At 62.8% G+C, this 23,579-nt stretch carries 21 protein-coding genes and 1 pseudogene; 15 read left to right on the plus strand and 7 right to left on the minus strand.

Going from position 1 to position 23,579, the window contains the following annotated elements:
* The first annotated feature begins 50 nt into the window (after positions 1-50).
* From phnF to phnN, 3 genes are read left to right on the plus strand one after another with little or no spacing between them, the layout of a single operon-like run.
* Positions 51-809: a phosphonate metabolism transcriptional regulator PhnF gene (phnF, locus tag KHO30_RS07155; protein WP_093634776.1), complete on the plus strand. Its 759-nt coding sequence runs from the start codon at positions 51-53 to the stop codon at positions 807-809.
* Positions 806-1,552, plus strand: coding sequence for a DUF1045 domain-containing protein (locus KHO30_RS07160; RefSeq protein WP_211700420.1), 747 nt, complete (start codon positions 806-808; stop codon positions 1,550-1,552). Before phnF ends, KHO30_RS07160 begins: the two co-directional genes overlap by 4 nt.
* Before the next feature lie 2 nt (positions 1,553-1,554).
* On the plus strand, positions 1,555-2,136 hold the full coding sequence (gene phnN, locus KHO30_RS07165) for a phosphonate metabolism protein/1,5-bisphosphokinase (PRPP-forming) PhnN (protein ID WP_211700421.1): 582 nt from the start codon (positions 1,555-1,557) through the stop codon (positions 2,134-2,136).
* Positions 2,137-2,142: 6 nt separating this feature from the next.
* On the opposite strand, the pseudogene KHO30_RS07170 reads toward phnN, so the two are convergent.
* Positions 2,143-2,247: pseudogene (locus tag KHO30_RS07170) on the minus strand (LysR family transcriptional regulator); the annotation flags it as partial.
* A gap of 88 nt (positions 2,248-2,335) precedes the next feature.
* Here KHO30_RS07170 and KHO30_RS07175 point away from each other — a divergent pair.
* The gene (locus KHO30_RS07175; protein WP_211700422.1) at positions 2,336-3,526 is read left to right on the plus strand and encodes a M20 aminoacylase family protein; all 1,191 of its coding nucleotides are present in this window, start codon (positions 2,336-2,338) and stop codon (positions 3,524-3,526) included.
* Positions 3,527-3,616: 90 nt separating this feature from the next.
* Here KHO30_RS07175 and KHO30_RS07180 read toward each other — a convergent pair whose 3' ends face one another.
* The 4 genes from KHO30_RS07180 to KHO30_RS07195 form a co-directional block, all read right to left on the minus strand.
* Complete coding sequence (locus KHO30_RS07180; RefSeq protein ID WP_200652623.1) at positions 3,617-4,441, minus strand: IclR family transcriptional regulator; 825 nt, start codon at positions 4,439-4,441, stop codon at positions 3,617-3,619.
* A 214-nt stretch (positions 4,442-4,655) separates the two neighbouring features.
* Positions 4,656-7,709: an efflux RND transporter permease subunit gene (locus tag KHO30_RS07185; RefSeq protein WP_093634771.1), complete on the minus strand. Its 3,054-nt coding sequence runs from the start codon at positions 7,707-7,709 to the stop codon at positions 4,656-4,658.
* A 12-nt stretch (positions 7,710-7,721) separates the two neighbouring features.
* Positions 7,722-8,873 carry an efflux RND transporter periplasmic adaptor subunit gene (locus KHO30_RS07190; protein WP_211700423.1) on the minus strand — a complete coding sequence of 384 codons (1,152 nt, stop codon included), beginning with the start codon at positions 8,871-8,873 and terminating at the stop codon, positions 7,722-7,724.
* Between the two features lie 127 nt (positions 8,874-9,000).
* Positions 9,001-10,506, minus strand: a complete 1,506-nt coding sequence (locus KHO30_RS07195; RefSeq protein WP_211700424.1) for an efflux transporter outer membrane subunit — start codon at positions 10,504-10,506, stop codon at positions 9,001-9,003.
* Positions 10,507-10,734: 228 nt separating this feature from the next.
* On the opposite strand from KHO30_RS07195, the gene KHO30_RS07200 reads away from it, so the two are divergent.
* The 9 genes from KHO30_RS07200 (at position 10,735) to KHO30_RS07240 (ending at position 19,609) form a co-directional block, all read left to right on the plus strand.
* The gene (locus tag KHO30_RS07200) at positions 10,735-11,103 is read left to right on the plus strand and encodes a cupin domain-containing protein (protein ID WP_211700425.1); all 369 of its coding nucleotides are present in this window, start codon (positions 10,735-10,737) and stop codon (positions 11,101-11,103) included.
* 153 nt (positions 11,104-11,256) lie between these two features.
* Entirely contained in the window at positions 11,257-11,961 is a 705-nt protein-coding gene (locus tag KHO30_RS07205; RefSeq protein ID WP_211700426.1) for a FadR/GntR family transcriptional regulator, read from the plus strand.
* Between the two features lie 75 nt (positions 11,962-12,036).
* Positions 12,037-12,927: an L-threonate dehydrogenase gene (gene ltnD, locus KHO30_RS07210; RefSeq protein WP_200623111.1), complete on the plus strand. Its 891-nt coding sequence runs from the start codon at positions 12,037-12,039 to the stop codon at positions 12,925-12,927.
* A gap of 14 nt (positions 12,928-12,941) precedes the next feature.
* The gene (gene otnK, locus KHO30_RS07215; protein ID WP_211700427.1) at positions 12,942-14,252 is read left to right on the plus strand and encodes a 3-oxo-tetronate kinase; all 1,311 of its coding nucleotides are present in this window, start codon (positions 12,942-12,944) and stop codon (positions 14,250-14,252) included.
* Positions 14,249-14,911 carry a 3-oxo-tetronate 4-phosphate decarboxylase gene (otnC, locus tag KHO30_RS07220; protein ID WP_211700428.1) on the plus strand — a complete coding sequence of 221 codons (663 nt, stop codon included), beginning with the start codon at positions 14,249-14,251 and terminating at the stop codon, positions 14,909-14,911. The genes otnK and otnC overlap by 4 nt, the downstream gene beginning before the upstream one ends.
* Positions 14,912-15,003: 92 nt before the next feature.
* Positions 15,004-15,792 carry a 2-oxo-tetronate isomerase gene (gene otnI / locus KHO30_RS07225; protein ID WP_211700429.1) on the plus strand — a complete coding sequence of 263 codons (789 nt, stop codon included), beginning with the start codon at positions 15,004-15,006 and terminating at the stop codon, positions 15,790-15,792.
* Between the two features lie 41 nt (positions 15,793-15,833).
* Positions 15,834-16,814 (plus strand): D-erythronate dehydrogenase, encoded by a 981-nt coding sequence (gene denD, locus KHO30_RS07230; RefSeq protein WP_211700430.1) that lies wholly within the window; start codon positions 15,834-15,836, stop codon positions 16,812-16,814.
* A gap of 464 nt (positions 16,815-17,278) precedes the next feature.
* Positions 17,279-18,481 (plus strand): 3-oxoadipyl-CoA thiolase, encoded by a 1,203-nt coding sequence (gene pcaF, locus KHO30_RS07235; RefSeq protein WP_200620377.1) that lies wholly within the window; start codon positions 17,279-17,281, stop codon positions 18,479-18,481.
* A gap of 555 nt (positions 18,482-19,036) precedes the next feature.
* Positions 19,037-19,609 carry a hypothetical protein gene (locus tag KHO30_RS07240; RefSeq protein WP_211700431.1) on the plus strand — a complete coding sequence of 191 codons (573 nt, stop codon included), beginning with the start codon at positions 19,037-19,039 and terminating at the stop codon, positions 19,607-19,609.
* Positions 19,610-19,722: 113 nt separating this feature from the next.
* Here the strand turns inward: KHO30_RS07240 and KHO30_RS07245 are convergent, their stop codons facing one another.
* Together KHO30_RS07245 and KHO30_RS07250 are read right to left on the minus strand one after the other, a co-directional pair.
* On the minus strand, positions 19,723-20,103 hold the full coding sequence (locus tag KHO30_RS07245) for a DUF2917 domain-containing protein (RefSeq protein ID WP_200620375.1): 381 nt from the start codon (positions 20,101-20,103) through the stop codon (positions 19,723-19,725).
* A 248-nt stretch (positions 20,104-20,351) separates the two neighbouring features.
* The gene (locus tag KHO30_RS07250; RefSeq protein WP_211700432.1) at positions 20,352-21,356 is read right to left on the minus strand and encodes a DUF535 family protein; all 1,005 of its coding nucleotides are present in this window, start codon (positions 21,354-21,356) and stop codon (positions 20,352-20,354) included.
* 278 nt (positions 21,357-21,634) lie between these two features.
* On the opposite strand from KHO30_RS07250, the gene KHO30_RS07255 reads away from it, so the two are divergent.
* Both KHO30_RS07255 and KHO30_RS07260 read left to right on the plus strand, forming a co-directional pair.
* Positions 21,635-22,339, plus strand: a complete 705-nt coding sequence (locus tag KHO30_RS07255) for a response regulator (protein ID WP_211700433.1) — start codon at positions 21,635-21,637, stop codon at positions 22,337-22,339.
* 180 nt (positions 22,340-22,519) lie between these two features.
* A complete protein-coding gene (locus KHO30_RS07260; RefSeq protein ID WP_167378386.1) occupies positions 22,520-23,305 on the plus strand; it encodes an alpha/beta hydrolase in 786 nt (261 codons plus the stop codon).
* Positions 23,306-23,579: the final 274 nt, after the last annotated feature.

Below are 23,579 nucleotides of genomic sequence, written 5' to 3' on the forward strand. Positions count from 1 at the left end.
CTACAATGCATGGCATAGCGAATATTTGAACCCAAGGGAATGACAGCACCATGACATCGAACGACAACGCGACGCCGGGCACGCTGCTCGAACGCGGCGCGGGCGTTGCCGTCTGGCGGCAGATCGAACAGATTCTGGCAGCGGAAATTGCAGCGAGCGGCTTTGGCGAAGACGGCCGTTTGCCGAGCGAGGGCGAACTGGCCAAACGCTTCGACGTGAACCGGCATACCGTGCGCCGCGCCATGCTCGGTCTTGCCGCATTGGGCCTCGTCAGTGTCGAGCAGGGGCGTGGCACCTTCGTGCAGCCCGGCGCGATCGACTATTCGATTGGCCGGCGCACGCGGTTTACAGAAAACTTGCGGCAGCAGCACCATGCGGCGGCGGGCACGATGTTGTCGTCCGCACGCGTGAAGGCCGAGCCGAATGTGGCGAAGGCGCTCAGCTTGCGGGCGGGCGCCGCGGTCTACCGGATCGAGACCTTGCACGAATCGGATGGCGTGCCGCTTACGTTCGCGCGTAACTGGTACCCGGCTGGGCGTTTCCCAGACTTGCCGGAGGTGCTGGAGCGTACCGGCGGCGTGACCAAGGCCATGGCCGAATTGGGCGTAACCGATTACCTGCGCAAGTGGAGCCGTATCGGCAGCGTGTTGCCTGAGCCGGAAGTGGCGCGGCGTTTGAATATCAACCGGCAGCAGCCGGTGTTGTGGGTCGAAAACGTCGACGTCGATCTGGAAGGCACACCGATTAAATACGGCTTCACGCATTTTGCGGCGGACCGTGTGCAGTTGCTGGTGGAGCACGAAGTATGAGCGCCGTGGTGGGGAACACCGGTGATCAGGTCGAATGGAATGCCGACGCACGGTTCGCGGTTTATTACGCGCCGTCGCGCGAATCGGCATGGTGGGCCGCCGGTTCGGCGTGGCTGGGGCGTGACGCGGAAAGCGGCGAGCGCTGTGTGGCGCCGCAACCGGAAGGCCTGGCGCGTGCGCTGGCGGAGCTAACCGAAGCACCACGTCGCTATGGCTGGCACGGCACGCTGGTCGCGCCGTTTCGTCTCGCTGACGGCGTGACTCAACAGCATGTGCTGGAAGCGACGCGTCAATGGGCGCATACGCAAAACCCATTCGCATTGCCGGTCGAAGCCGCAACGCTGGGCGATTTCGTCGCGCTGCGTCCCGCGGATCAGAACGGCGAAGCAAACATTGGTGCTGTTGCCGCAAGTGCATTGCGCTCGCTCGATGCACTGCGCGCCAGACCCTCCGCGGCCGATCTCGCGCGCCGTCTTGCCGCGCCGTTGAGTGAGCGGCAACGTGCGCTGCTGATCGAATGGGGTTATCCGTACGTCTTCGACGAATTCCGTTTTCACATGACGTTATCCAGCTCTCTCGCCGATGCAGATGAGCGCGCAACGCTGGTTGCATGGTGGCAGGCGCAAACGCCCGGGCTCGGGCCGCTCGCGGTCGATCACGCGGCGCTTTTTGTCGAACCCGCGCCTGGTGAGCCGTTCGTCCTGTGGCAGCGTGTGCCGTTTCAGACCCGCGAGGTGAAATAACAATGGCAGGTCGTTTGATTTATGTAATGGGGCCGTCCGGCGCGGGCAAGGATTCGTTGCTGAGTTTTGCGCGCAGCCGCCTGATGGGCGAGCCGATTCTGTTTGCGCATCGCTACATCACGCGGCCGAGCGGCAACGGTGAAGAGCATGTTGCGTTGAGCGTCGAGGAATTCGCGGCGCGTTCGGTGCTCGGTCTGTTCGCGCTCGAATGGTCGAGCCATTCACTGCGGTATGGCATCGGCATCGAGATCGATGCATGGCTTGCACGCGGGTGCACGGTCGTCGTCAACGGGTCGCGCCAGCATTTGCAGCATACGTTGGCGCGTTATCCGCGCATGGAAGTCGTGCATGTGGACGCCGCGCCGCATATCCTCGAAGCACGGCTCGGCGCGCGGGCGCGTGAGTCGGCGGAACAGGTTGCGGCCAGGCTTGCGCGACGGGCACCGTTTTCATTGCCGGAAGGGCTTCGATGCACAACGATCGATAACTCCGGAGCACTGGAAGACGCGGGGCACGCGCTGATCGCTTTTTTGCAGGCGGAAGCGGATATTCCCCGCGTTTCCCATGCTCCCCACGTTCGCTAGGCTCGACTACCCGGCCGCCGCCATGCGCTTCCGGGTCGCTTCCTGCAAACACGATACCAACTGCAGCACCGCCGGCGTGGGCAGCAAATCGCGCCGCGAGATGATGCTCAAGAAACAGTATCTTGTTCGAAAAAGATGGCGTGGCTATAGTGCTCGTCTGTTTGCCGCGTGATGCGGCGTGAATTCCATGGAGCGATAGATGAGCGAAGCCGCGCGTTTTACCGAAGTGTCCGACCTGGCGCCTGCAACCGAGAGCCTGCGCGAGATCCGCCATCACATCCACCATCATCCAGAATTGGCCTACGAGGAAGTCCAAACCGGCGCACTGGTGGCGGAGAAGCTCGAACAATGGGGCTGGCAGGTCACGCGCGGGGTCGGTCAAACCGGCGTGGTGGGCACGCTGAAGGTGGGCAACGGCACGCGCAGCATCGGTATTCGCGCTGACATGGATGCGCTGCCGATCATCGAACAAACCGGCCTGCCGTACGCGAGCGGCACGCACGGCAAGATGCACGCCTGCGGCCACGACGGCCACACGACGATGCTGCTTGGCGCAGCGCAACATCTTGCCGCCACGCGCAATTTCTCGGGCACCGTGCATCTGTACTTCCAGCCGGCCGAAGAAAGCGGCATCGACAGCGGCGCGATGAAGATGATCAACGACGGCCTGTTCGAGCGCTTTCCGTGCGACGCCGTGTTCGGTTTGCACAATCATCCGGGCGCCGAACCGGGCGTGATGTTGTTCCGCAAGGGGCCGTTCATGTCGGCGGGCGACAAGGCGATCATCACGATCGAAGGCGTCGGCGGCCATGCGGCGCGTCCGCATCTGACGGTCGATCCGGTGGTGGTGGCGGCGAGTATCGTGATGGCGTTGCAGACGATCGTGGCGCGTAACGTCGACCCGTCGCAGCCGGCGGTGGTGACGGTCGGCTCGATGCATGCGGGCACCGCGAATAACGTGATTTCGAGCAGCGCGAAGCTGGAATTGAGTGTGCGTTCGTTCAGCCCGGAAGTGCGCGCGCTGCTGAAGAAACGCATTACCGAACTCGCCGAAAGCCAGGCCGCGAGCTATGGCGGCAAAGCGGTGGTGGAATATATCGAAGGCTATCCGGTGGTGATCAATTCGGATGCCGAAACGGACTTCGCGGTGCAGGTGGCGCGTGAGTTGGTTGGCAACGACAAAGTGGTCGAGCAGACCGACATATTGATGGGCAGCGAAGATTTCGCTTTCATGCTGCAGAAACGGCCCGGCACGTTCCTGCGGATCGGCAATGGGGCGGGCGAAGACGGCTGCATGGTGCACAACCCCCATTACGATTTCAACGACCGCAATCTGCCGGTCGGCGCGGCCTTCTGGACGCGGCTGGTGGAGCGGTACCTGGGGCAATGAAGCGCCCGGATTGCTAATGAGGCGCCGCGTCAGGCGCAATGGGCGCGCGTGCGAGAAGCGCGCGCCCTGATCGAAGCCACCGGCGCGCAATCAACCGCGCCGCGCCACCATCTCCGAGACCGTCTGCGCAGCCTGCTGCAGCGGCTCCAGAAACGCCTTCACCATCTGCTTGGCCGAATTGCGCTGAGCATTGCCGCTGATGTTCATCGCCGCGATCACGCGCCCCTGGCGATTGCGAATCGGCGCGGACAGCGAAATCAACCCGCCTTCCAGTTCCTGGTCGACGATCGCCCATCCCTGGCGGCGCACCTGCGCGATCAGCTTTTTCAGCTCCTCCTTGTCGGTCACCGTGCGCGGCGTATGCGCATAGAGCGGCGTCGAACTCAGGGTCGCTTCGAGCGCTTCGTCGTCGAGCGCGGACAGCAGCACGCGGCCCATCGACGTGCAATACGCCGGCAAGCGGCTGCCGATCGACAGGTTGATGGTCATAATCTTGTGCGTCGGCACGCGCAGCACGTAGACGATCTCGGTGCGGTCGAGCACGGCCGCCGAGCAACTCTCGTGAACCTGCGACGACAGATTTTCCATCACCGGTTCGGCGAGATTCCAGAACGGCATCGAGGTCAGATACGCGAAACCCAGATCGAGAATCTTCGGCGTGAGGCGGAACAGGCGCCCGTCGGCCTCCACGTAGCCGAGCGTCTGCAGGGTCAGCAGAATGCGGCGTGCGCCGGCGCGTGTCAGGCCGGTGGCCGCGGCGACGTCAGTGAGGGTCTGTTCGGGGCGGGTGGCATTGAACGCGCGAATCACCGAGAGGCCGCGCGCGAACGACTGCACATACGAGTCGCCCGGTTTGTCCGCGGCCGGTTCGGCGCTGGCAGGAACGGCAGAAGGCGGTGGCAGGGCTTTGCTCATGGACCTTGAAAGATGCGTTCGAAGAAGGGCGCGTAGCGTTCGCGCGTTTCAGCCGGCGCGATGCGGTGCAAAGGCGTGACGATAGCGTAAGCCTTCTGTTTCGCCAACTTTGCCCGCTTTTGCGCCTAGGTCGCCGCGGCTGAAATCTGCTTTGCGCCAAGTGGCTAAGCCATTGATTATAAATAATTCGTTGACTCGGGAGGCGGACTAAACGCTAGCCTGCCTCCTGCGCGGCAGCGTCCCGATGATGATCGGCGGCGAGAAACATATACATCGCAGGCACCACGAACAAAGTAAAAAGGGTGCCGATCGAGAGCCCCGTGAAGATCACGAGCCCCATTGCATTGCGGCCCGCGGCGCCCGCGCCCGAGGCGAACACGAGCGGCACGACGCCAAGCACCATCGCCGCGGTGGTCATCAGAATCGGGCGCAGCCGCACGGCCGCCGCTTCTTCCAGGGCCTCGCGCTTCGACTTGCCGGCGTGTTGCAGCTCGTTGGCAAACTGGACGATCAGGATGCCGTGTTTGCTGACCAGCCCCATGAGCGTGACGAGCCCGACCTGCGTGTAGATGTTCAGCGTGGTCAAGCCGATGTTGATGAAGATGAGCGCACCGAACAGCGCCATCGGCACCGAAACCAGGATCACGATCGGGTCACGGAAGCTTTCGAATTGCGCCGCGAGCGCAAGGAACACGATGATCGTGGCGAGCAGCAGCGTGATGACGAAGCCGCCCGATTCCTGCACGAACTGCCGAGACTGGCCCGAATAATCTGCCGCATAGCCTGCCGGTGCGACCTGGGTGGTCGCCTTACGCAGAAAATCGAGCACCTCGCCTTGCGACACGCCCGGCACGATCACGCCTGAGATCGTCGCCGAGTTGAGTTGCTGGAAGTGGTTGATCGATTCCGGCACGACGTTGTGTTCGAGATGCGCAATCGTCGAAGCCGGCATAACACTGCCATCCGGCGTGCGCAGGTAGTAGTCGAGCACCTGCGAAGGATTCAGACGATCGGTCTGCAAGACCTGCGGAATCACCTTGTACGAGCGCCCGGCGATCGAGAAGTAGTTGACATAGCCGCCGCCGAGCGCCGACCCGAGCGCTTGCCCGACGTCGCTCTGCGAGAGCCCGAGGGAGGCGACCTTGTCGCGATCGACCACGAGCGTGGCCTCCGGCTTGTCGAGCTTCAGATCGCTGTCGACGAAGAAAAACATCCCACTTTCGCGGGCTTTTTGCAGGACCGCCTGTGAAACTTCGTTGAGGTTCTCGAACGGCTCGGTCGTGCTGATGACGAACTGCACCGGCAAGCCTTGCGAGCCCGGCAGCGGCGGAAACTGGAACGCCGCGACGCGCGCACCTGAAATCTGATTCCATTTCTGCTGCAATTCCTGCTGCAAGGCGGTCGCGCCCTTGCTGCGCTGGTCCCATGTCTTGAACAGCACACCACCGATCCCCTGGTTGAGTGTCGGCGCGCCCGTGAGCTGGAACATCTGCGCGTATTCAGGCAGCGCCTTGGAGATATCGAACACCTGGTCCGCGTACATCTGCATCTGCTGAATGGTCGCGTTCGGCGGCCCCTGGATCTGCGACAGGACGATCCCCTGATCCTCCTGCGGCGCAAGCTCCGCCTTCGAGGTCATGAACAGGTAGACCGTGCCGCAGAGCAGCAGCGCGCCCATGATGGTGAACACGGGCCACGTGTCGAGCGTTGAGTGCAACAGGCGGCCATAGCCACGATGGACGCGTTCGAACTGGCGGTCGACGAAACGCGCGAAGCGGCCGGACTCCTGGTCCGCGCGGAAGAAGCGCGAGCACATCATCGGCGACAACGTCAGCGCGATCACACCGGACACGGTCACCGCGCCGGCGAGCGAGAAGGCGAACTCGGTGAAGAGGGCGCCCGTCAGGCCACCCTGAAAACCGATCGGCACATACACGGCGATCAGCACGACAGTCATCGCGAGAATCGGTCCGCCGAGTTCGCGCGCGGCGATCAGCGCGGCATCGAAAGGCGCCTTGCCTTCCTCCTTCATATGGCGATCGACGTTTTCGACGACGATGATCGCGTCGTCCACGACGAGCCCGATCGCGAGCACGAGCGCGAGCAGTGTCAGCAGATTGATCGAATAGCCGAGCAACTGCATCACGAAGAACGTGCCGATGAGCGACAGAGGCATCGCGATCAGCGGCACGATGACCGCGCGGAAGCTGCCGAGGAACAGGAAAATCACCGCGGTGACGATCAGCAGCGCCTCGACCAGCGTCTTGATCACCTCGACGATGGCCGTGTTGACGAAGTCGGTCGCGTCATAAACGATCTCGCCGGTCATGCCGGTCGGAAACTGCTTCTGCAGCCCGGGAAACACGGCCTTCACGCGTTTGGCGACATCGAGGATATTGGCGTCCGGCGCCACCTTGATGCCGATGAACACCGAACGCTTGCCGCTGAACGCGACGTTGAAGTCGTAGCTATCGGCGCCGAGCACGACGTTCGCGACGTCTTCGAGGCGCACGATCGCGCCGTTTTTCTGCTTGATGACGAGTTGCTTGAAGTCGTCGACGGTATGCAGGTCCGTGCCCGCGTTCAGGTCGACGCTGACCATTTGCCCCTTCGTCGTGCCGAGCGTCGCGAGGTAGTTGTTGTTGCCGAGCGCCGTGAAGACGTCGCTCGCTGTCACGCCGTGCGCGGCGAGCCGTGTCGAATCGAGCCACGCGCGTAACGCGAACTGCCGTCCGCCGAGAATTTCCGCCGTCTGCACGCCTTCGATCGAATCGAGCTTGGGCTTGATGACGCGCAGCAGATAATCCGTGACGTTGTTGCTCGGCAGCACGTCGCTGTAGAAGCCCATGTACATCGCGTCGGTGGTCTGCCCGGTCTGTACCGTCAGCACCGGCTGCTGCGCCTGCGGCGGCAACTGGTTGCGTACCGAGCCGATCTGCGTGTTGATCTCGGTCAGCGCGCGGTTCGCGTCGTAGTTCAGGCGCAGTGTCGCCGTAATGGTCGACACGCCGGTGCTGCTCGTCGACGACATGTAGTCGATGCCTTGCGCCTGAGCGATTGCCGCCTCGAGCGGCTGCGTGATGAAACCGGCGATGGTGTCGGCGTTCGCCCCGTAGTAAGCCGTGCTGATCGTCACAACGGCGTTTTCGGTTTGCGGATACTGGCTGACTTTCAGGGTCGCCAGCGAGCGCAGTCCGAGCACGAGAATCAGCAGGCTGACGACCGATGCAAGCACGGGCCGCCGGATAAAGAGATCGGTGAATGTCATCGCGCGGTCTCTCTATTGTTCCTGCGGCGTCGGGTTCGGACTGTCCGAGGGCTGCACGCTGTTGTTGATGACGAGCGGCGTGCCGTTCTTGAGTTTGAGCTGCCCGCTCGTCACGACCTGCGTGCCGGCCTCGACGCCTTTGAGGATCGCAACCTGATCGCCGCGCGTCGGCCCTGGCGTGACGAACACCTGCTGCGCGACGGGCAGCTTCTTGCCTTGCGCATTGGCTTGTGTGCCCGGCTTGACGACGAACACGGTCGCGCCATAGGGGTTGTACGTGATCGCCGTTTGCGGCAGCGTGAGGTAGCGTTGTCCGGCGCCCGCGTCGATTTTCACGTTCGCATACATGCCCGGCAGCAGCTTGCGCTCGTGATTGTCCACGCTCGCTTCGATCTGCACGTTGCGCGTGGTGCTGTCGACTTTCGGGCTGAGCGACTGGATCTTGCCCACGAATGTTTGGCCGCTAAACGCGTTGGTGTCGACCACGATGGTCTGGCCGATCGCGAGCTGGCCGAGCTGCTGTTGCGGCAGGTAGAAATCGGCGTAGATCGGATCGATCGCCTGAAGCGTGACGATCGCATCGCCCGGATTGATGTATTGGCCCGGATTGATCGTGGTGATGCCGAGGCGCCCCGCAAACGGTGCGCGGATGGTCTTCTTGTCGACGAGCGCGACCTGTTGCGCGACTTGCGCCTTCTTGCCCTTCAGGTCGGCGGCGTCCGCGTCGAGCTGCGCCTTGGCGATGGCCTTGATGTCGTACTGCGCCTTGTCGCGCGTGTAGACCGTCTGTGCGAGTTCTGCTGCAGCCTGGAGCGACTGGAGCAGCGCCACGTCGCTGTCGGCATTGAGTCTGACGAGGACTTGCCCGGCCTTCGCTTCCTGCCCCGAGCTGAACGCCACCTCGCGCACGAGGCCCGCGACTTCGGTCGTAACGTCGACGCCGCGCACGGCGCGCAGGCTGCCGACCGCCGCCAGCTGCGGTTGCCACGACTGATAACCGGCGACGACCGCCGAAACGGTGGCGGGCGGCGCCGCGTTGCCCGCCATGAACTTGGCGAACATATACGAGCGGAACTGGTTGAAGCCGACGAGTGCGGCCAGCAGCAGGCCGACACAGATCAGCATGATCACCATCCGCTTCGTCATCGGTTTTCTTTCGGTCATCGTGATGTCCTTGCACGGCATTGGGCGAAGCGCCGGACTTTGCATGCCTTCGTGTCTGACAGCGCGTGTTGCAAAGAGCGGTACGGCGAGCGTTCTGTCTGGTTATGTCAATGCGTCGGTCGCTGCGTCATTGCGTTGTTGCGGCGGCGGTCGGCGCTGCAGCGTTCCACCAGCCGCCACCGAGCGCCTGGAAGAGGGCCGCGGTGTCGGCGTAGCGGGAGGCCTGGGCCTGCGCGAGGCTCACCACCGTTTGCTGGTACTGGCGTTGGGCATCGAGGAGCGCCAGGTAGCTCACGCCGCCGACGCGATACTGCCCGCGCGTCAGTTCGAGCGAATCGCTGGCGGAGCGCCAGGCGTCCGTCTGCGCTTTCAGGCCGGTCGCGTCGTGATCGAGCGCGCGCAGCGAGTCCGCGACGTTCTGGAACGCCAGCAGCACCGTTTCACGATATTGCGCATCGGCCTGTTCGTATGCCGCCTCGGCCGCGCGCTTCTGCGCGCTCAGTTGTCCGCCGTGGAAGACCGGTTGCAGCAAACCGGCGCCCAGGCTCCAGATCGTGCTGCCGGCCTTGAACACCTGGGCCGGCGTCAGGGCCTCGGCGCCGTAGCTCGCGGACAGCGTGATCTGCGGATACATCGCCGCGGTCGCCACGCCGACTTGCGCGCTGGCCTGATGCAGCACGGCGTCGGCGGCGAGGATGTCGGGCCGCTGCTGCACCAGTGCCGACGGCAGGCTCACAGGCAGCGCTTCGGGCAACGAAAACATCTCGAGCCTGAATTCGGGCAAGGTGGCGTCGCTGGGCAATTTGCCGGCCAGCACGGCGAGCTGGTGACGCGTCTGGTCGAGTTGCTGTTGCAGAGGCGGCAGCGTGGCGCGGGTCTGCGCAAGGAGGGTTTGCTGCGCGAGCACCGCCGTGCGGCCCACGCCGCCCAGTTCGAACTGCTTGCCGAGTACGCCGAGTTGCTCGTCTTCCTCCGCGGCGATCCGCTCGGTTGCCTCGATCTGCGCGCGCAGCGACGCTTCCTTGACGGCCGCGGTCACGATGTTGGCGGACATCGCGAGATAAGCGGCCTGCAACTGGAAACGCTGGTAATCGATTTGCGCGTGCAGTGCTTCGAGCTCGCGCCGTGAGCCGCCGAACACGTCGAGTTTGTACGACACGTTTACCGATGCGTTGTACAGATTGAACTCATCGACCACGCCGGGTTGGCCGAATGCGATGCCGTTCAGTTTCTCGCGCGTGGCGCCAAGCTGCGCGTCGACGCTAGGCAGAAGGGTGCCGCCGGCCTGCGCTGAGAAGTTTTCGCGTGCCTGCCGCAATGCGGCTTGCGCCGCGGTGATGTTTGGACTGTTGACGAGGGCCTGACGAATCAGCGCGTCGAGCGGTTCGCAATGAAAGAGCGCCCACCAGGCGGCGGGAATGTCCTGTCCCGGCACAAAGCGCTGCGGCAAGCCGGCGGCTCCCGGAGAAGAGGCCGTCTGGTCGGGCAGTGGCGAGGCGGTGTAGGTGTCGGTAGCGGGCGCGGGGGGAGTACGGTAATCGGGACCGACCATGCAGCCGGCGACTGCGGCGCAGCCGCATAGGGCGACGCACAGGCGCCGCTGCCGGACAATATGCTGGATAACGTCGATCATCGATCCACCTTATATCGCCTGCGTTTAACCTAAACGACAGAGCGGGCGCGGATATTCAGGCAACTTGAACTTTCGATGTTTCTTTTCCCGACGCCGCAATTTATACCACGCGGGACATTTCTACGCGTAGCCTAGCATGGCCGATCGCTGCGCTTGCGCACGAGATCACGTAGTCAGGGCGCTTGACGGACTTTCGGGCTTGGGGATTAACGTCGCCGGGACATCCAGATGAAAGAGATCGCCGCATTTCCCTTCTTTAGCCGCCGCGACAGCGAAGCGGTCCCGTGGCAGCGATCGGCCGTCGCCCCTGGCGTTGAAGTCAAAAACCTCGGCACCGCGGACGGCCGCGCAATTCAGTTAGTGAAATTCGCTCCGGGCGTGACCTTTCCGGACCATTTCCATACTGGGCCGGAATTCATTTACATGCTCGAGGGTGAGGCTGTTCAGAACGGCGAGGTCCTGTCGGCAGGATGGGTCGGCATTGCCAGCGCGGGAACCATCGATCACGGCTTCAGGAGCGAAACGGGGTGCGTGTTTCTGTTTATCTATGACCATGGGCAGGTATTTGATTCTGTGCAGCCGCCAGTGAAGGAATAGGAACACCACCGCCGACTGATGTCCGATCGGCCGTTACGACGTGCGCGCCATAGGCGTCGCGCGACTGTGCCCAGAAAACTCAGGGTTTGCATCGATGCCGCCCGAGCCTCAAATTTGTATGATGACCCGACAACCTGATTCTTCGGGGCCCCCATGTTCGACAAGATTCCTGCCCGCGCGCTGAGCGATACCGTCGCGCAGCAGTTGCTCAAGCAGATCGACAAAGGCACCTTCGCGCGCGTCGGCAAGCTGCCGACCGAGGCGGTGCTGGCGCAGCAGTTCGGCGTAAGCCGCACGGTGATCCGCGAGGCGATTTCGCGGTTGAAAAACGAGGGCGTGGTCGAGCCGCGCCAGGGCAGCGGCGTGTTTATCGCCGCGCACGGCGCGATCCGGCCGCTGCGCATCGACTATGCGGAAGCGGTCGAAACCGGCTCGGTGCTGCAGATCCTCGCGCTGCGGCGGGCGATCGAGGCGGAAGTCGCCTCGGAAGCCGCCATGCGCCGCAGCGACGCGGACATGATGTCGATCGACGCCGCCCTCGCGAAGATCGACGAAGCGGTGGCCGAAGGCGAGAACGGCGTGGCCGAAGATGTTGCTTTCCATCGCGTAATCGCCGCGGCCACCGGCAATCCGTATTTCCTCAAGACACTCACCTTCCTGAATCAGTACCTCGAGGCCGGCACCTTGGTCACCCGTCGCAACGAAGCGCTGCGCGATGACTTCTCACGCCAGGTGCGCGAAGAGCATGCGGCCATCGTCGCGGCGATCCGGGCCGGCGATTCGATGGCGGCGCGCAATGCGGCGAGTACGCATATGAACAATGCGGCCCGGCGGCTCGCCGACGCGGGCATTTGTTGAGCTGAACCAAGCCGGCGCGGGTGCCGGGTTGGGTTTTATCGCTGCGCTCGCGGCTAACCAAAGTAGAGGTCAGGCATGTCCAGAAATGTCGGCGTTATCGGTCTCGGGGCGATGGGCATGGGCGTCGCGCGCTCACTGCTGAGCGCGGGTTTTCAGGTCCACGCATGCGATCTGCGCAGCGAGATCCTGCAAGCGTTCGTGGCGGCGGGCGGCGTCGGCTGTGCGTCGCCTGCCGAGCTCGGCGCGCAATGCGAGGTAGTCGTCACGCTGGTCGTGAATGCGGCCCAAACCGAAGCGGTGCTATTCGGCGCGCAAGGCGCGGTCGCCGCGATGAAACCCGGCAGCGTGGTGATTGCAAGCGCAACCGTCGCTCCGGACTTCGCGATCGAACTCGGCAAGCGCATCGAAGCGGCCGGTTTGCAAATGCTCGACGCGCCGGTCTCCGGTGGCGCGGCGCGCGCCGCGTCCGGCGAAATGACGATGATGACGTCCGGCCCGGACACCGCTTATACCGCGTGCGAGGACGTGCTGGCCGCGATGGCGGGCAAGGTTTATCGGCTGGGCTCGGCGCACGGCGCGGGGTCGAAGGTGAAGATCATCAATCAGTTGCTGGCCGGCGTGCATATCGCCGTGGCCGCCGAGGCGATGGCGCTCGGCTTGCGCGAAGGCGTCGATCCTGATGCGCTGTACGAGGTGATCACGCACAGCGCTGGCAATTCGTGGATGTTCGAGAACCGCGTGCCGCATATTCTGAGCGGCGATTACACGCCGCTCTCGGCGGTCGATATCTTCGTGAAGGATCTTGGTCTCGTGCTCGATACCGCGCGCCGCTCGAAATTCCCGCTGCCCCTATCGGCGGCGGCGCATCAGATGTTTATGATGGCGTCGACTGCAGGGCATGGTGGCGAGGACGATTCGGCTGTGATCAAGATCTTCCCCGGCATTGACTTGCCGGCGGCGAAGTAAGCGCGGAGCCTGCCATGACCACTCCGTCCAGACGCGCGCTGCTCGGCTGTATCGCCGACGATTTCACCGGCGCCACCGATCTCGCCAACATGCTGGTGCGCGGCGGCATGCGCACGGTGCAGACCATCGGCGTGCCCGCGTCGAACGATGCCGTCCAAGCCGACGCGCTGGTCGTCGCGCTGAAATCGCGCACGATTCCCGCCGCCGACGCGGTCGCGCAATCGCTCGCCGCGCTCGACTGGTTGCGCGCACAAGGATGCCGCCAGTTCTTTTTCAAATATTGTTCGACGTTCGATTCGACCGACGCCGGCAACATCGGTCCGGTCACGGATGCCTTGCTCGACGCGTTGTCCGCAGAGGTTGGCGCAACGGCTTTCACGATTGCCTGCCCGGCATTTCCCGAGAACGGCCGCACGATCTATCGCGGCTATCTGTTCGTCGGCGACACCTTGCTGAACGAATCGGGTATGGAAAACCATCCGCTGACGCCGATGCGCGATGCGAACCTCGTGCGTGTGCTGCAGCGACAGACTGGATCGAAAGTCGGCCTCGTGCGTTATAACACGGTGGCAAAAGGCGTGTCGGCAGTACGCGAGTCTTTTGCTGCGCTTCGCGGTGACGGCGTGCGAATAGCGATTGCCGACGCAGTATCAGACGCGGATCTTTACGTGCTCGGCGAGGCATGTGCCGACCTCACGCTGATCACCGGTGGGTCCGGCGTGGCGCTAGGTTTGCCCGCCAATTTCCGTCGCGCTGGTTTGCTTGCGGAAGGCAATGATGCCGCGCAATTGCCGCGTGTCGAAGGATTGTCGACGGTGCTGGCCGGCAGTGCTTCGAAAGCGACTAACGCGCAAGTGGCGGTCTGGCGCGAAACACGGCCCGCGTTCCGCATCGATCCGCTGGCGGCGGCACGCGGCGAACCGGTGATCGAGCAGGCGCTGGCCTTTGCGCAGCCGTACCTGGACAAAGCCGAGCCCGTATTGATCTACGCCACCGCCACGCCCGACGAAGTCAAAGCGGTGCAACGCGAGCTCGGCGTCAACGAAGCGGGACACCTGGTTGAATCCACGCTGGCGTCGATCGCACGCGGTTTGCACGAACGCGGCGTGCGCAAGTTCGTGGTGGCGGGCGGCGAGACTTCCGGCGCCGTAGTGCAGGCGCTCGGCGTGCGCACATTGCGGATCGGTGCGCAGATCGATCCCGGCGTGCCGGCGACCGCGACGACGGACGCCGACCCGCTCGCGCTCGCATTGAAATCCGGCAACTTCGGCACGACCGACTTTTTCGACAAGGCGCTGCGTCACCTCGATGGAGGCGTGCAATGACCGGCACACCCGCACTCCACACGACGAGCGAAGCACGCGTGCGCGAAGAAATCTGCGTGACCGGTGCGAGTCTCTATCAACGCGGCTATACGGTGGGCAGCGCGGGCAACATCAGCGCGCGCCTTGACGACGGCTGGCTGATCACGCCGACCGATGCCTGTCTCGGCCGGCTCGATCCCGCCGATATCGCCAAGGTCGATTTCGCCGGCAATGCGGTGTCCGGCGGCAAGCCGTCGAAAACGCTGGCGCTGCATCGGGGCATTTACGCACGCAATGGCGAGGCACGCGGCATCGTCCACACGCATTCGACGCATCTGGTTGCGTTGACGCTCGCCGGCGTATGGCACGACGACGATGTTCTGCCGCCGATCACGCCGTACTACGTGATGAAAGTGGGTCACGTCCCCCTGATTCGTTACAAGCGCCCCGGCGACCCGCAAGTGGCCGAGCAGATCGCCGCACTCGCCGGCACCGTTCGTGCGGTGTTGCTCGAGCGCCTCGGCCCGGTGGTGTGGGAGCGTTCGGTGGCGCAGGCGGCGTATGCGCTTGAGGAGCTCGAAGAGACCGCCCGCCTGTGGCTAATGACGAACCCGCGACCGGCGCCGCTCGGCAATGCGGCGCTCGAAGAACTGAAAACCGCGTTCGGCGCGCGCTGGTAGACGCATGCGCCATCGTGAGATTTTGTGTGCGGAGCATGCATTCATGGCGGCTTCCGCACGCTGAACGAAACCGTTTTAAAGGAGTTGCTGCCATGCCTCGCTTTGCTGCGAATTTGACCATGATGTACAACGAGCACGCCTTCCTCGACCGTTTCGCCGCCGCGGCTAAAGACGGCTTCAAGGCTGTGGAGTTTCTGTTCCCCTACGATTTCCGTGCCGGGGAAATCAAGGCGCGGCTCGAAGCGAACGGCCTGACTCAGGCGCTTTTTAATGCGCCGCCCGGCGACTGGGCCGCGGGCGAACGCGGCATTGCTTCGCTGCCCGGGCGCGAAGACGAATTTCGCCGCAGCATCGAGACCGCGCTCGATTACACGCGCGTGCTCGGCAATCGCAAACTGCATGTGATGGCCGGTTTGATCGGCGCGGATCAGCCGAGGGCGAAGCATCGCGAGGTGTATCTGAAGAATCTCGCTTATGCCGCGAAGGCCGCGCAAGGGGACGGCATTACTGTCGTGATCGAGCCGATCAATACGCGCGATATACCGGGCTTCTTTCTGAACCGCCAGGATGATGCGCAGGCGATTTGCGCGGAAGTGGGTGCACCGAATCTCAAGGTGCAGTTCGATTGTTATCACTGCCAGATCGTCGAGGGCGACCTCGCGGTCAAGCTCAAACGCGATATGGCAGGTATCGGCCACATTCAGGTCGCCGGCGTGCCGGAACGTCATGAACCCAATATCGGCGAACTGAATTATCCCTACCTGTTCGATCTGATCGACACGCTAGGCTACGACGGCTACATCGGTTGCGAGTACCGCCCGCGGGCCGGCACGTCGGCTGGGCTCGATTGGCTTAAGCCGTATCTGAATGCCGCGCGCTAGCAAGCGACAGAGCAGCCGATCATGCAAGGACAAAGCACATCATGAAAGTACTGATTACCGGCGGTGCGGGTTTTCTCGGCCAGCGTCTCGCGCGCGAATTGTTGGCGCGCGGTTCACTGAAGGATGAGCACGGCAAGCCGCAAGCGATCACCGAACTGGTGCTGCTTGACGTGGTGCACGGAAGCGATTTCGGCGATGCGCGTGTACGCACGGAAGTGGGCGATATCGCCGAGCGCAGCGTGCTCGAGCGCGTGATCGACGACAGGACGTCGGCCATCTTCCATCTTGCCGCGATCGTGAGCGGGCAGGCCGAGGCGGATTTCGATCTCGGCATGCGCATCAATCTGGACGCGTCGCGTCTGCTGCTGGAAACGTGCCGGCAGCGTGGGCATGCGCCGCGTGTGGTGTTTACGAGTTCTGTGGCCGTGTACGGCGGCGATCTGCCCGCAGTCGTGCAGGACGACACCACGCTGAATCCGCAATCGTCGTACGGTGCGCAGAAGGCGATCGCAGAGTTGTTGCTCAACGACTACACGCGGCGGGGTTTCGTCGACGGGCGGGTATTGCGCCTGCCCACGATTAGCGTGCGCCCGGGCAAGCCGAATGCGGCGGCCTCGTCGTTCGCGAGCGGCATCATTCGCGAGCCGCTGAACGGCGAAGCGGCGGTGTGCCCGGTAGCGGGCACGACGCGTTTGTGGCTGCTGTCGCCGCGCAAGGCCATAGAAAGCCTGATCGCCGGACTCGAAATCGATGCCGCTGCGCTCGGCAACCAGCGTGTGCTGAATCTGCCGGGGATTTCGGTGAGCGTCGACGAGATGGTGGCGGCGCTGCGCGAAGTAGCGGGAGAAGAGGCCGCGAAGCGGATCGTGTGGCAGCCGGATGCGCGGGTGGAGAAGATCGTCGGCAGCTGGCCGGGGCAGTGGGATCCCTCACGTGCCGAACGGCTCGGCTTGACCGGCGACCACAGCTTTGCCGATGTGATTCGCGGCTATATCGCCGACGAGGGTATTCAGATCCGCTGATAACGCGCGTGTTGAAGCTGCCATTTCAATAATGGCATCCCGGACAGCAGAACCGTCCAAAGCCTCATGCCGGCAGGCGTAAGAACACGCTTGCCGGCATGAGCGAGTCAATCTTCAGACCTTTTGACGGGTCACGGCTAAACGCCACCGGCCTGCAGATATTCCCTGGTCCGAGGCCGGCTTTGCTTGACATGGTTTCGGGCACACGCCTATTATCGAGCCTAAGTTGTTCGATATATGACCTTGTGTTCGTATATCGAACAAATGGCTAAGATCCTGAGCCCATCGTTCATCATCCTGCGCTAAGCTGATCTGTCGCGACGGCTGCCATGTGACCGTTCCCGTTGCGTCAGCCGGGTCGATACCGCACGGTATCCAGCGCGCGTCACGCGCGAGCGGCCGGCGTCACGAACCGATATCCGCGAGCGGCGCAGCGCATGCAGCACATCAACTGGAGACATCACATGACCGAAGCATTCCTGTGCGACGCGATTCGCACCCCCATCGGCCGCTATGCGGGTTCGCTGTCGTCGGTTCGCGCCGACGATCTGGGCGCGGTGCCGCTCAAAGCGCTGATGGAGCGCAACAAGGACGTCGACTGGAACGCGATTGACGACGTGATCTACGGCTGCGCGAACCAAGCCGGTGAAGACAACCGCAACGTGGCGCGCATGTCGTTGTTGCTGGCCGGTTTGCCGCAAGGCGTGCCGGGCTCCACGGTGAACCGCCTGTGCGGCTCGGGCATGGATGCTGTCGGCATTGCCGCACGCGCGATCAAGTCGGGCGAGGCCGCGTTGATGCTTGCCGGCGGCGTCGAAAGCATGAGCCGTGCGCCGTTCGTGATGGGCAAGGCCACCAGCGCGTTTTCGCGCCAGGCCGATATCTTCGACACGACGATCGGCTGGCGTTTCGTGAACCCGCTGATGAAGCAGATGTACGGCGTCGATTCGATGCCCGAGACTGGCGAAAACGTCGCGACCGATTACAAGATCAGCCGTGCCGATCAGGACGCGTTTGCGCTGCGCAGTCAGCAGAAAGCGGCACGCGCACAACGCGACGGCACGCTCGCGCAGGAAATCGTCGGCGTGACCATCGCGCAGAAGAAAGGTGATCCGATCACGGTGTTGCAAGACGAACACCCGCGCGAAACCAGCATCGAAACGCTCGCCAAGCTCAAGGGCGTGGTGCGTCCGGACGGCACGGTCACGGCAGGCAATGCGTCGGGCGTGAACGATGGCGCGGCGGCTTTGCTGCTCGCGAATGAAGAGACCGCCAGGCGCTTCGGCCTCACGCCGCGTGCACGCGTGCTCGGTATCGCAACGGCAGGCGTCGCGCCGCGCGTGATGGGCATCGGCCCGGCGCCGGCCACGCAGAAGTTGCTGGCGCGTCTGAACATGACCATCGATCAATTCGACGTGATCGAACTGAACGAAGCGTTCGCGTCACAAGGCCTCGCGGTGCTGCGCGCACTCGGCGTGGCCGACGACGACGCCCGTGTGAATCCGAACGGCGGCGCGATCGCGCTCGGCCACCCGCTCGGCATGAGCGGCGCGCGTCTGGTGACCACCGCGATGTATCAACTGCACCGCACGCAAGGCCGTTTTGCGCTGTGCACGATGTGTATCGGTGTCGGTCAAGGCATCGCGATCGCGATCGAACGTGTATAACGGTTTGGCGTTTGCGCGGGGAAGTGCCGCAGCATCTTGCGTGTCGACGCTTCGCGTATAGCAGTCCCGTAGCCGCATAACGAACAGCCCCTTCGCTCAGGCGACGGGGCTGTTTTATTTTGCGCGGCGCGTGAATTCACAGGCTATTGAATTGATGTTTAATCGGTGTTAATGCAATTTCCTATTGCGTTGCAGCGAATGTCGTCGATAAAAGAATAATGAAACCATTGGGTCATCATGCGGTATGTATTTAATGCTTTATGCATGGCGAGTATTGTCGCCATATATAGATGATCTGGCAGGTTAAAGCAATGCTGTCAACTCGCTAGGTGCCGCTACGACGGCACGTTGTGGCATTTTGCAGCATGCCGCACGCTGATTTTAAAATCAGCAATATAAACGGCCGTAGCTTCTTGTAAGGCATGTACAATCGTTGCGCCGTACCCTTTTAGTAATTGTCACCCCGAAACTGGATGCATTCGTGGCGTTAATCGGCATCCTGCGGTTTCAGATCGCCGTCACGCCAGATCGAACAATTTCTCGAGGAGAGAGTAAATGAAGGCAGCGACGATTGGAGCAGCGTTGATGGTAGCGGCTTTCGCCGCGGCACAACCGGCGTGGGCGCAAGATGCGATGGCCAGTGCTGCGCAGGGCATCGTCAGCGCAGTGCAACCGGTGCACGTGAAGGCGCAGATCGTCGGTATCGATCCGGGCACCCGCACACTCACGCTCAAAGGGCCGGGCGGCAACGTGGTGGTCGTGCTGGTGAGCCAGGAAGTCGCGGGCTTCGATCAACTGAAGATCGGTGATCGGGTGGACGTGCTCTACAAGAATGCGTTGCTGGTGAAGGCAGACAAGGTCACCGGTCCGGACAAGGGTATTCGTGCGCGCGTCGATACCCAGGTGTATGCCCCGGCCTCGGGTGGATTTGCATCCGCGCGTCAGGTCGAAGTGCTCGCCACCGTGCAGAAGATCGATCACAAGAAACGCCTCGTCACGCTGCGCGGCGCGTATCAGACGCAAACGCTCGAAGTCGGACCGGACGTCGATCTGAAGGGTGTCAAGGTCGGCGATACGATTCACGCGGTATTCGTTTCGGCAGCGGCCGTGCAGGTGACGCCGCAATAGGTGGCACCACATCAGGTGGCGCAGTCAATGCCACGTCAGCAAACACCCCTCATTGCAGGGGTGTTTGCTTTTCTACGGCACGAAAGTACGAAGTTCGAATCGCGAGGGGCGCGCTATCGAGCCGCCGGTGGCCCCAGGCCTAACCATGCGAGCCGCCCCAGCCATCGCCTGACGAAACCACGTCTGGCAGGCAGCGCGCAACTCAACGACACGCGCGCGGTGCGTTCGCTATCCGTGCTGAGCCACACGCGTTCGCCGCGTTGCAGCCGGAACTCGTTGCCGGGTTCGAGCCAATGATCGTAAGGCGAGCTGACGCGCGTGAGCCATAGGCGCGCGCCTTGAACACTGAGCGTGCTGTCGGCATCGACACGCCACGTCAGCGTCGCGCCTCGCACTACGGAAAAATGTACGACTACCTTCGGCAGACGCTCGTCCGGTTGATATGCAGACAGACTTGAGTCGTCATCCATGCACTGCGGGCTTGCCTGATCCATCTTGCTCTCCGTCATCGAGCCGGCGGACGGAGGTACCTACAAAACAAAAGGCCCCTTCCGTTACCGGCGGGGCCTTTGGGTCCTGTTTGCAGATTCAGACTGCTAACGCGCACATGCTCCCAAACGCCTGCCGATGATGGCATGCATTGTTCGGTTTTTAATCGCGACTGCGATGGAGGTGTGCGTCAACATGCGAATGAGTGTGCCGTTTTGCCGCACGTCTTGTCAATAAAAAAATCGCAATGGATTCAAGCGACAACGCGAGGCAGGCAGAGCCGGCTCGCTTTGCTTGCTGAGACGCTGACGCGGATTTGCGCGGCGAGTGCGCTTCGCAATGCGTAGCGCTTGCGACGGATTGCGCTGCCGGTATTGTCGCCCTGACGTTCAGCCAGATAACGTGCCGGCGGTGCGAGAACGAACCAGCCATTCCAGCGCGCGAGCGCCCCGCACTCGATCGACAGCCGATCGTAGTCCGCGGCCACGCGACGCTTTCTCAGGCAATAGCGCCAGTTCGCGTAGATGTGCGCCTGCTTCGAAACGATGAAGGTGCCGCCTGCATCGAGCGCCGCGGCGACACATTGCGCGAGGTAAATCACCAGCACTTTCGGCCGCAGTCCGTACCAACGCTTGGTGAGCGCGCGAAACAGCTCGCGGCCATTGACTGAAGTGTCCGGACCCTGGACGGAGCCGATGCAAAGACGCGGCCGCCGCACTTTGCCGCCGAGATAGGCGAGGCTGAAGGTGCAGGAGACAATGCGCCGGTCCCGCGCATCGCGGATGCACAAAGTCCAGTCGCCTTCCTTCTGAAACTGTTCGATCGACTCGAGCGACACGTGCCAGCGCTCGGCGCCTACCTCGAACGATGCGATCGGCGCCGAGCCGGCTGCGGCGATGCGCGCGGCAAGTTGCGGCACGCGCTGCTGGGTCAGCGCATGATGATCGAGGCTCGCCGTGAGGCGTTCGCGCGGACTGAAGCGGGTATGGAGGAACGGCCGATGCATGCGTTCGAGCGCGGTGGGATGACGTCGCACCAGATCTTGCAAGGGTGAAATGGCGCAGCCTTTGAGCCATACTTGCGTCGAACGCCACGACATCAGCGAGCGCAGCCATAAGCGCAGGCGGCGCCAGCGATGAAACACGCTGGTGCCGGGATAGAGTGCATGAGCGGCTTGCTGAATGACCGCAAAGGACGCAGTGGCTTTCGCGAACCACGGCGAGTGGGCGCGAGCCCCCTGGCTGGAAACGGTCGTCATGGCAGATCCCTTGGCTATTTCAACGAGGCGATGCTAGTGGCGGGGATCGCGCTGCCGTGTCGAATTGCTTGAGTGTTTGTCGAGTTTTGTCGCGCTTGTCGCATGATGTGCGGCGCATCCGCTATGCTGTGCGTCGAGCCGCCTCGTCCGGTTCGTTGCCGGCCGGGTCCGCGCCGTGCGGATGCGCATGCTGAGCGGCGCCGTCGCTTGCTGGCCGTGCAGCGCTTCGTACCGTTGCCCGCCGCTATTAAATGAGTTAGCCCTGAACGATTCGTCCCATGCCATTCCGGATCCTGCTTGTCGAAGACGATGACCGCTTGTCCGCGCTGGTCGCCGGTTATCTGCGCAAACACGAATACGAAGTCGAGACCGTGCTGCACGGTAACGACGCCGTGCCGGCGATTCTCAAACGCCGCCCGGACCTGGTGATTCTCGACGTGAACCTTCCCGGCAAGGATGGGTTCCAGATTTGCCGCGAGGCGCGCGAGCAATTCGACGGCGTGATCATCATGGTGACCGCGCGCGACGAGCAATTCGACGAAGTGCTGGGCCTCGAATTCGGTGCGGACGACTACGTGCACAAGCCTGTCGAGCCACGCGTGCTGCTGGCGCGCATCAAGGCGCAGTTGCGTCGCGTGAGCGCACGCACGCCGGAGTCCGGCCGCCCGGAGAGCTATACCTTTGGCAAGTTCGAGATCAGCCGGGCCAGCCGCACGGTCAAGCTGCCGGACGGCAGCCTGCCCGATCTGACATCGGCCGAATTCGATTTGCTGTGGGCCTTGGTGAGTTGCGCGGGCGAGGTGGTGAGCCGTGACGAGCTGATGCGGCAACTGCGCGGCATCGAATTCGACGGCCTCGACCGCACGATCGACGGCGGCATTTCCAAGCTGCGCCGCAAGCTGCATGACGACGCCGGCACCCCGCAGCGCATTAAGACGGTACGCGGCAAGGGCTACCAGTTCAGCAAATCGGCGTGGGATTGACGAGGCTTACGGCAGTTGCGCTTGAGTGTGGTCGCAGTTCGACGGAGTCCGCATTGAGTTTCAATTGAGTAATACGTCGAAATATCGGCCGACAAAACTCCACAAACGCGGCATCAAATCGACAGTCACGCGAGACGGGGATGATTAGCATCGCAGCCTTGTGTAATGACAGGCTTATCGATGTCCGCTCGCGTTTCCCCACTTTCCCGCCATGCCGTGTTGATGATTCACGGCTTGGGTGGCACACGCCATGATTTCGGCGCGCTCGACCGCAAGTTCGAGCAGATCGGTTGCGACGTGCATTTGCCGTCGCTGCCGGGCCACGGTTCGAACCCTGACGCATTGAGCCGCGTGACGTTGAGCGACTACATGCAGTTGCTGAGCCGCACCTACCGCGAACTGGCTAAACGTTACGAGCGAGTCGACGTGGCGGGCATTTCGATGGGGGCCTTGCTTGCATTGATGTTGAGTGCGCGGGAGCGCATGACGACAGGGCGTCTGATTCTGCTTTCGCCGCCGTTATTCCTCGACGGCTGGGGCGGTTCACGCCTGCGTCCCTTGCGCTACCTGATGTATTGCGTGCCGGGCCTGCGCCGATTGATTCGCGTCCCGGAGGGCGAGCCGTTCGGCATCAAGAATGCGCGCATACGCAACCTGATCCGCCGCCATTTGCAGAAGGGCAGTGGCGTCCACTACCCGTACGTGCCGTTAGCGGCGATCGAGCAGGTCGACTGGATGCGCTTCGCGGTGAAGCGAGCCCTGAGCCGCGTGACATGCGAGACCCTGGTCATGCATTCGGAAGAAGACGAGGTGACGAGCATCCGTTCCGCGGAATTCGTGTGCGAACACTTGGGAAGCCGCGCCGTGACCTTGGTACGCTTGACCGACAGCTACCACATGATCACACTGGACAACGAACGAGACAGGGTAGCGGAGCAAACCTTGGCGTTCGTGCAGAGGGCGTAAGCGGCGAGCGGAAGGATAAGCAAAAAACGCATTTCAGACCCAAGCAAACCACCGATGCGCCTTGAAGAAACCAAGCTAAACTGCCGATTGGTTTTAAGAAGAACGCTTCGGCGCGCGCAGCGCCGCCGGAAGTATGACGCCCTTGTCACAAGCTTATGCACGGGCACGAACACAGATTCCAGATGCACCACTACCCTGTGTGGGCTGCGGGACCCGCTTAGCAGGGGCATCTAGCCGCTTTCTTTGCTTACTTTCTTTGCGGCGGCAAAGAAAG

The sequence above is a fragment of the Paraburkholderia aspalathi genome (assembly GCF_905220735.1).
Taxonomy (GTDB): Bacteria; Pseudomonadota; Gammaproteobacteria; order Burkholderiales; family Burkholderiaceae; genus Paraburkholderia; species Paraburkholderia aspalathi.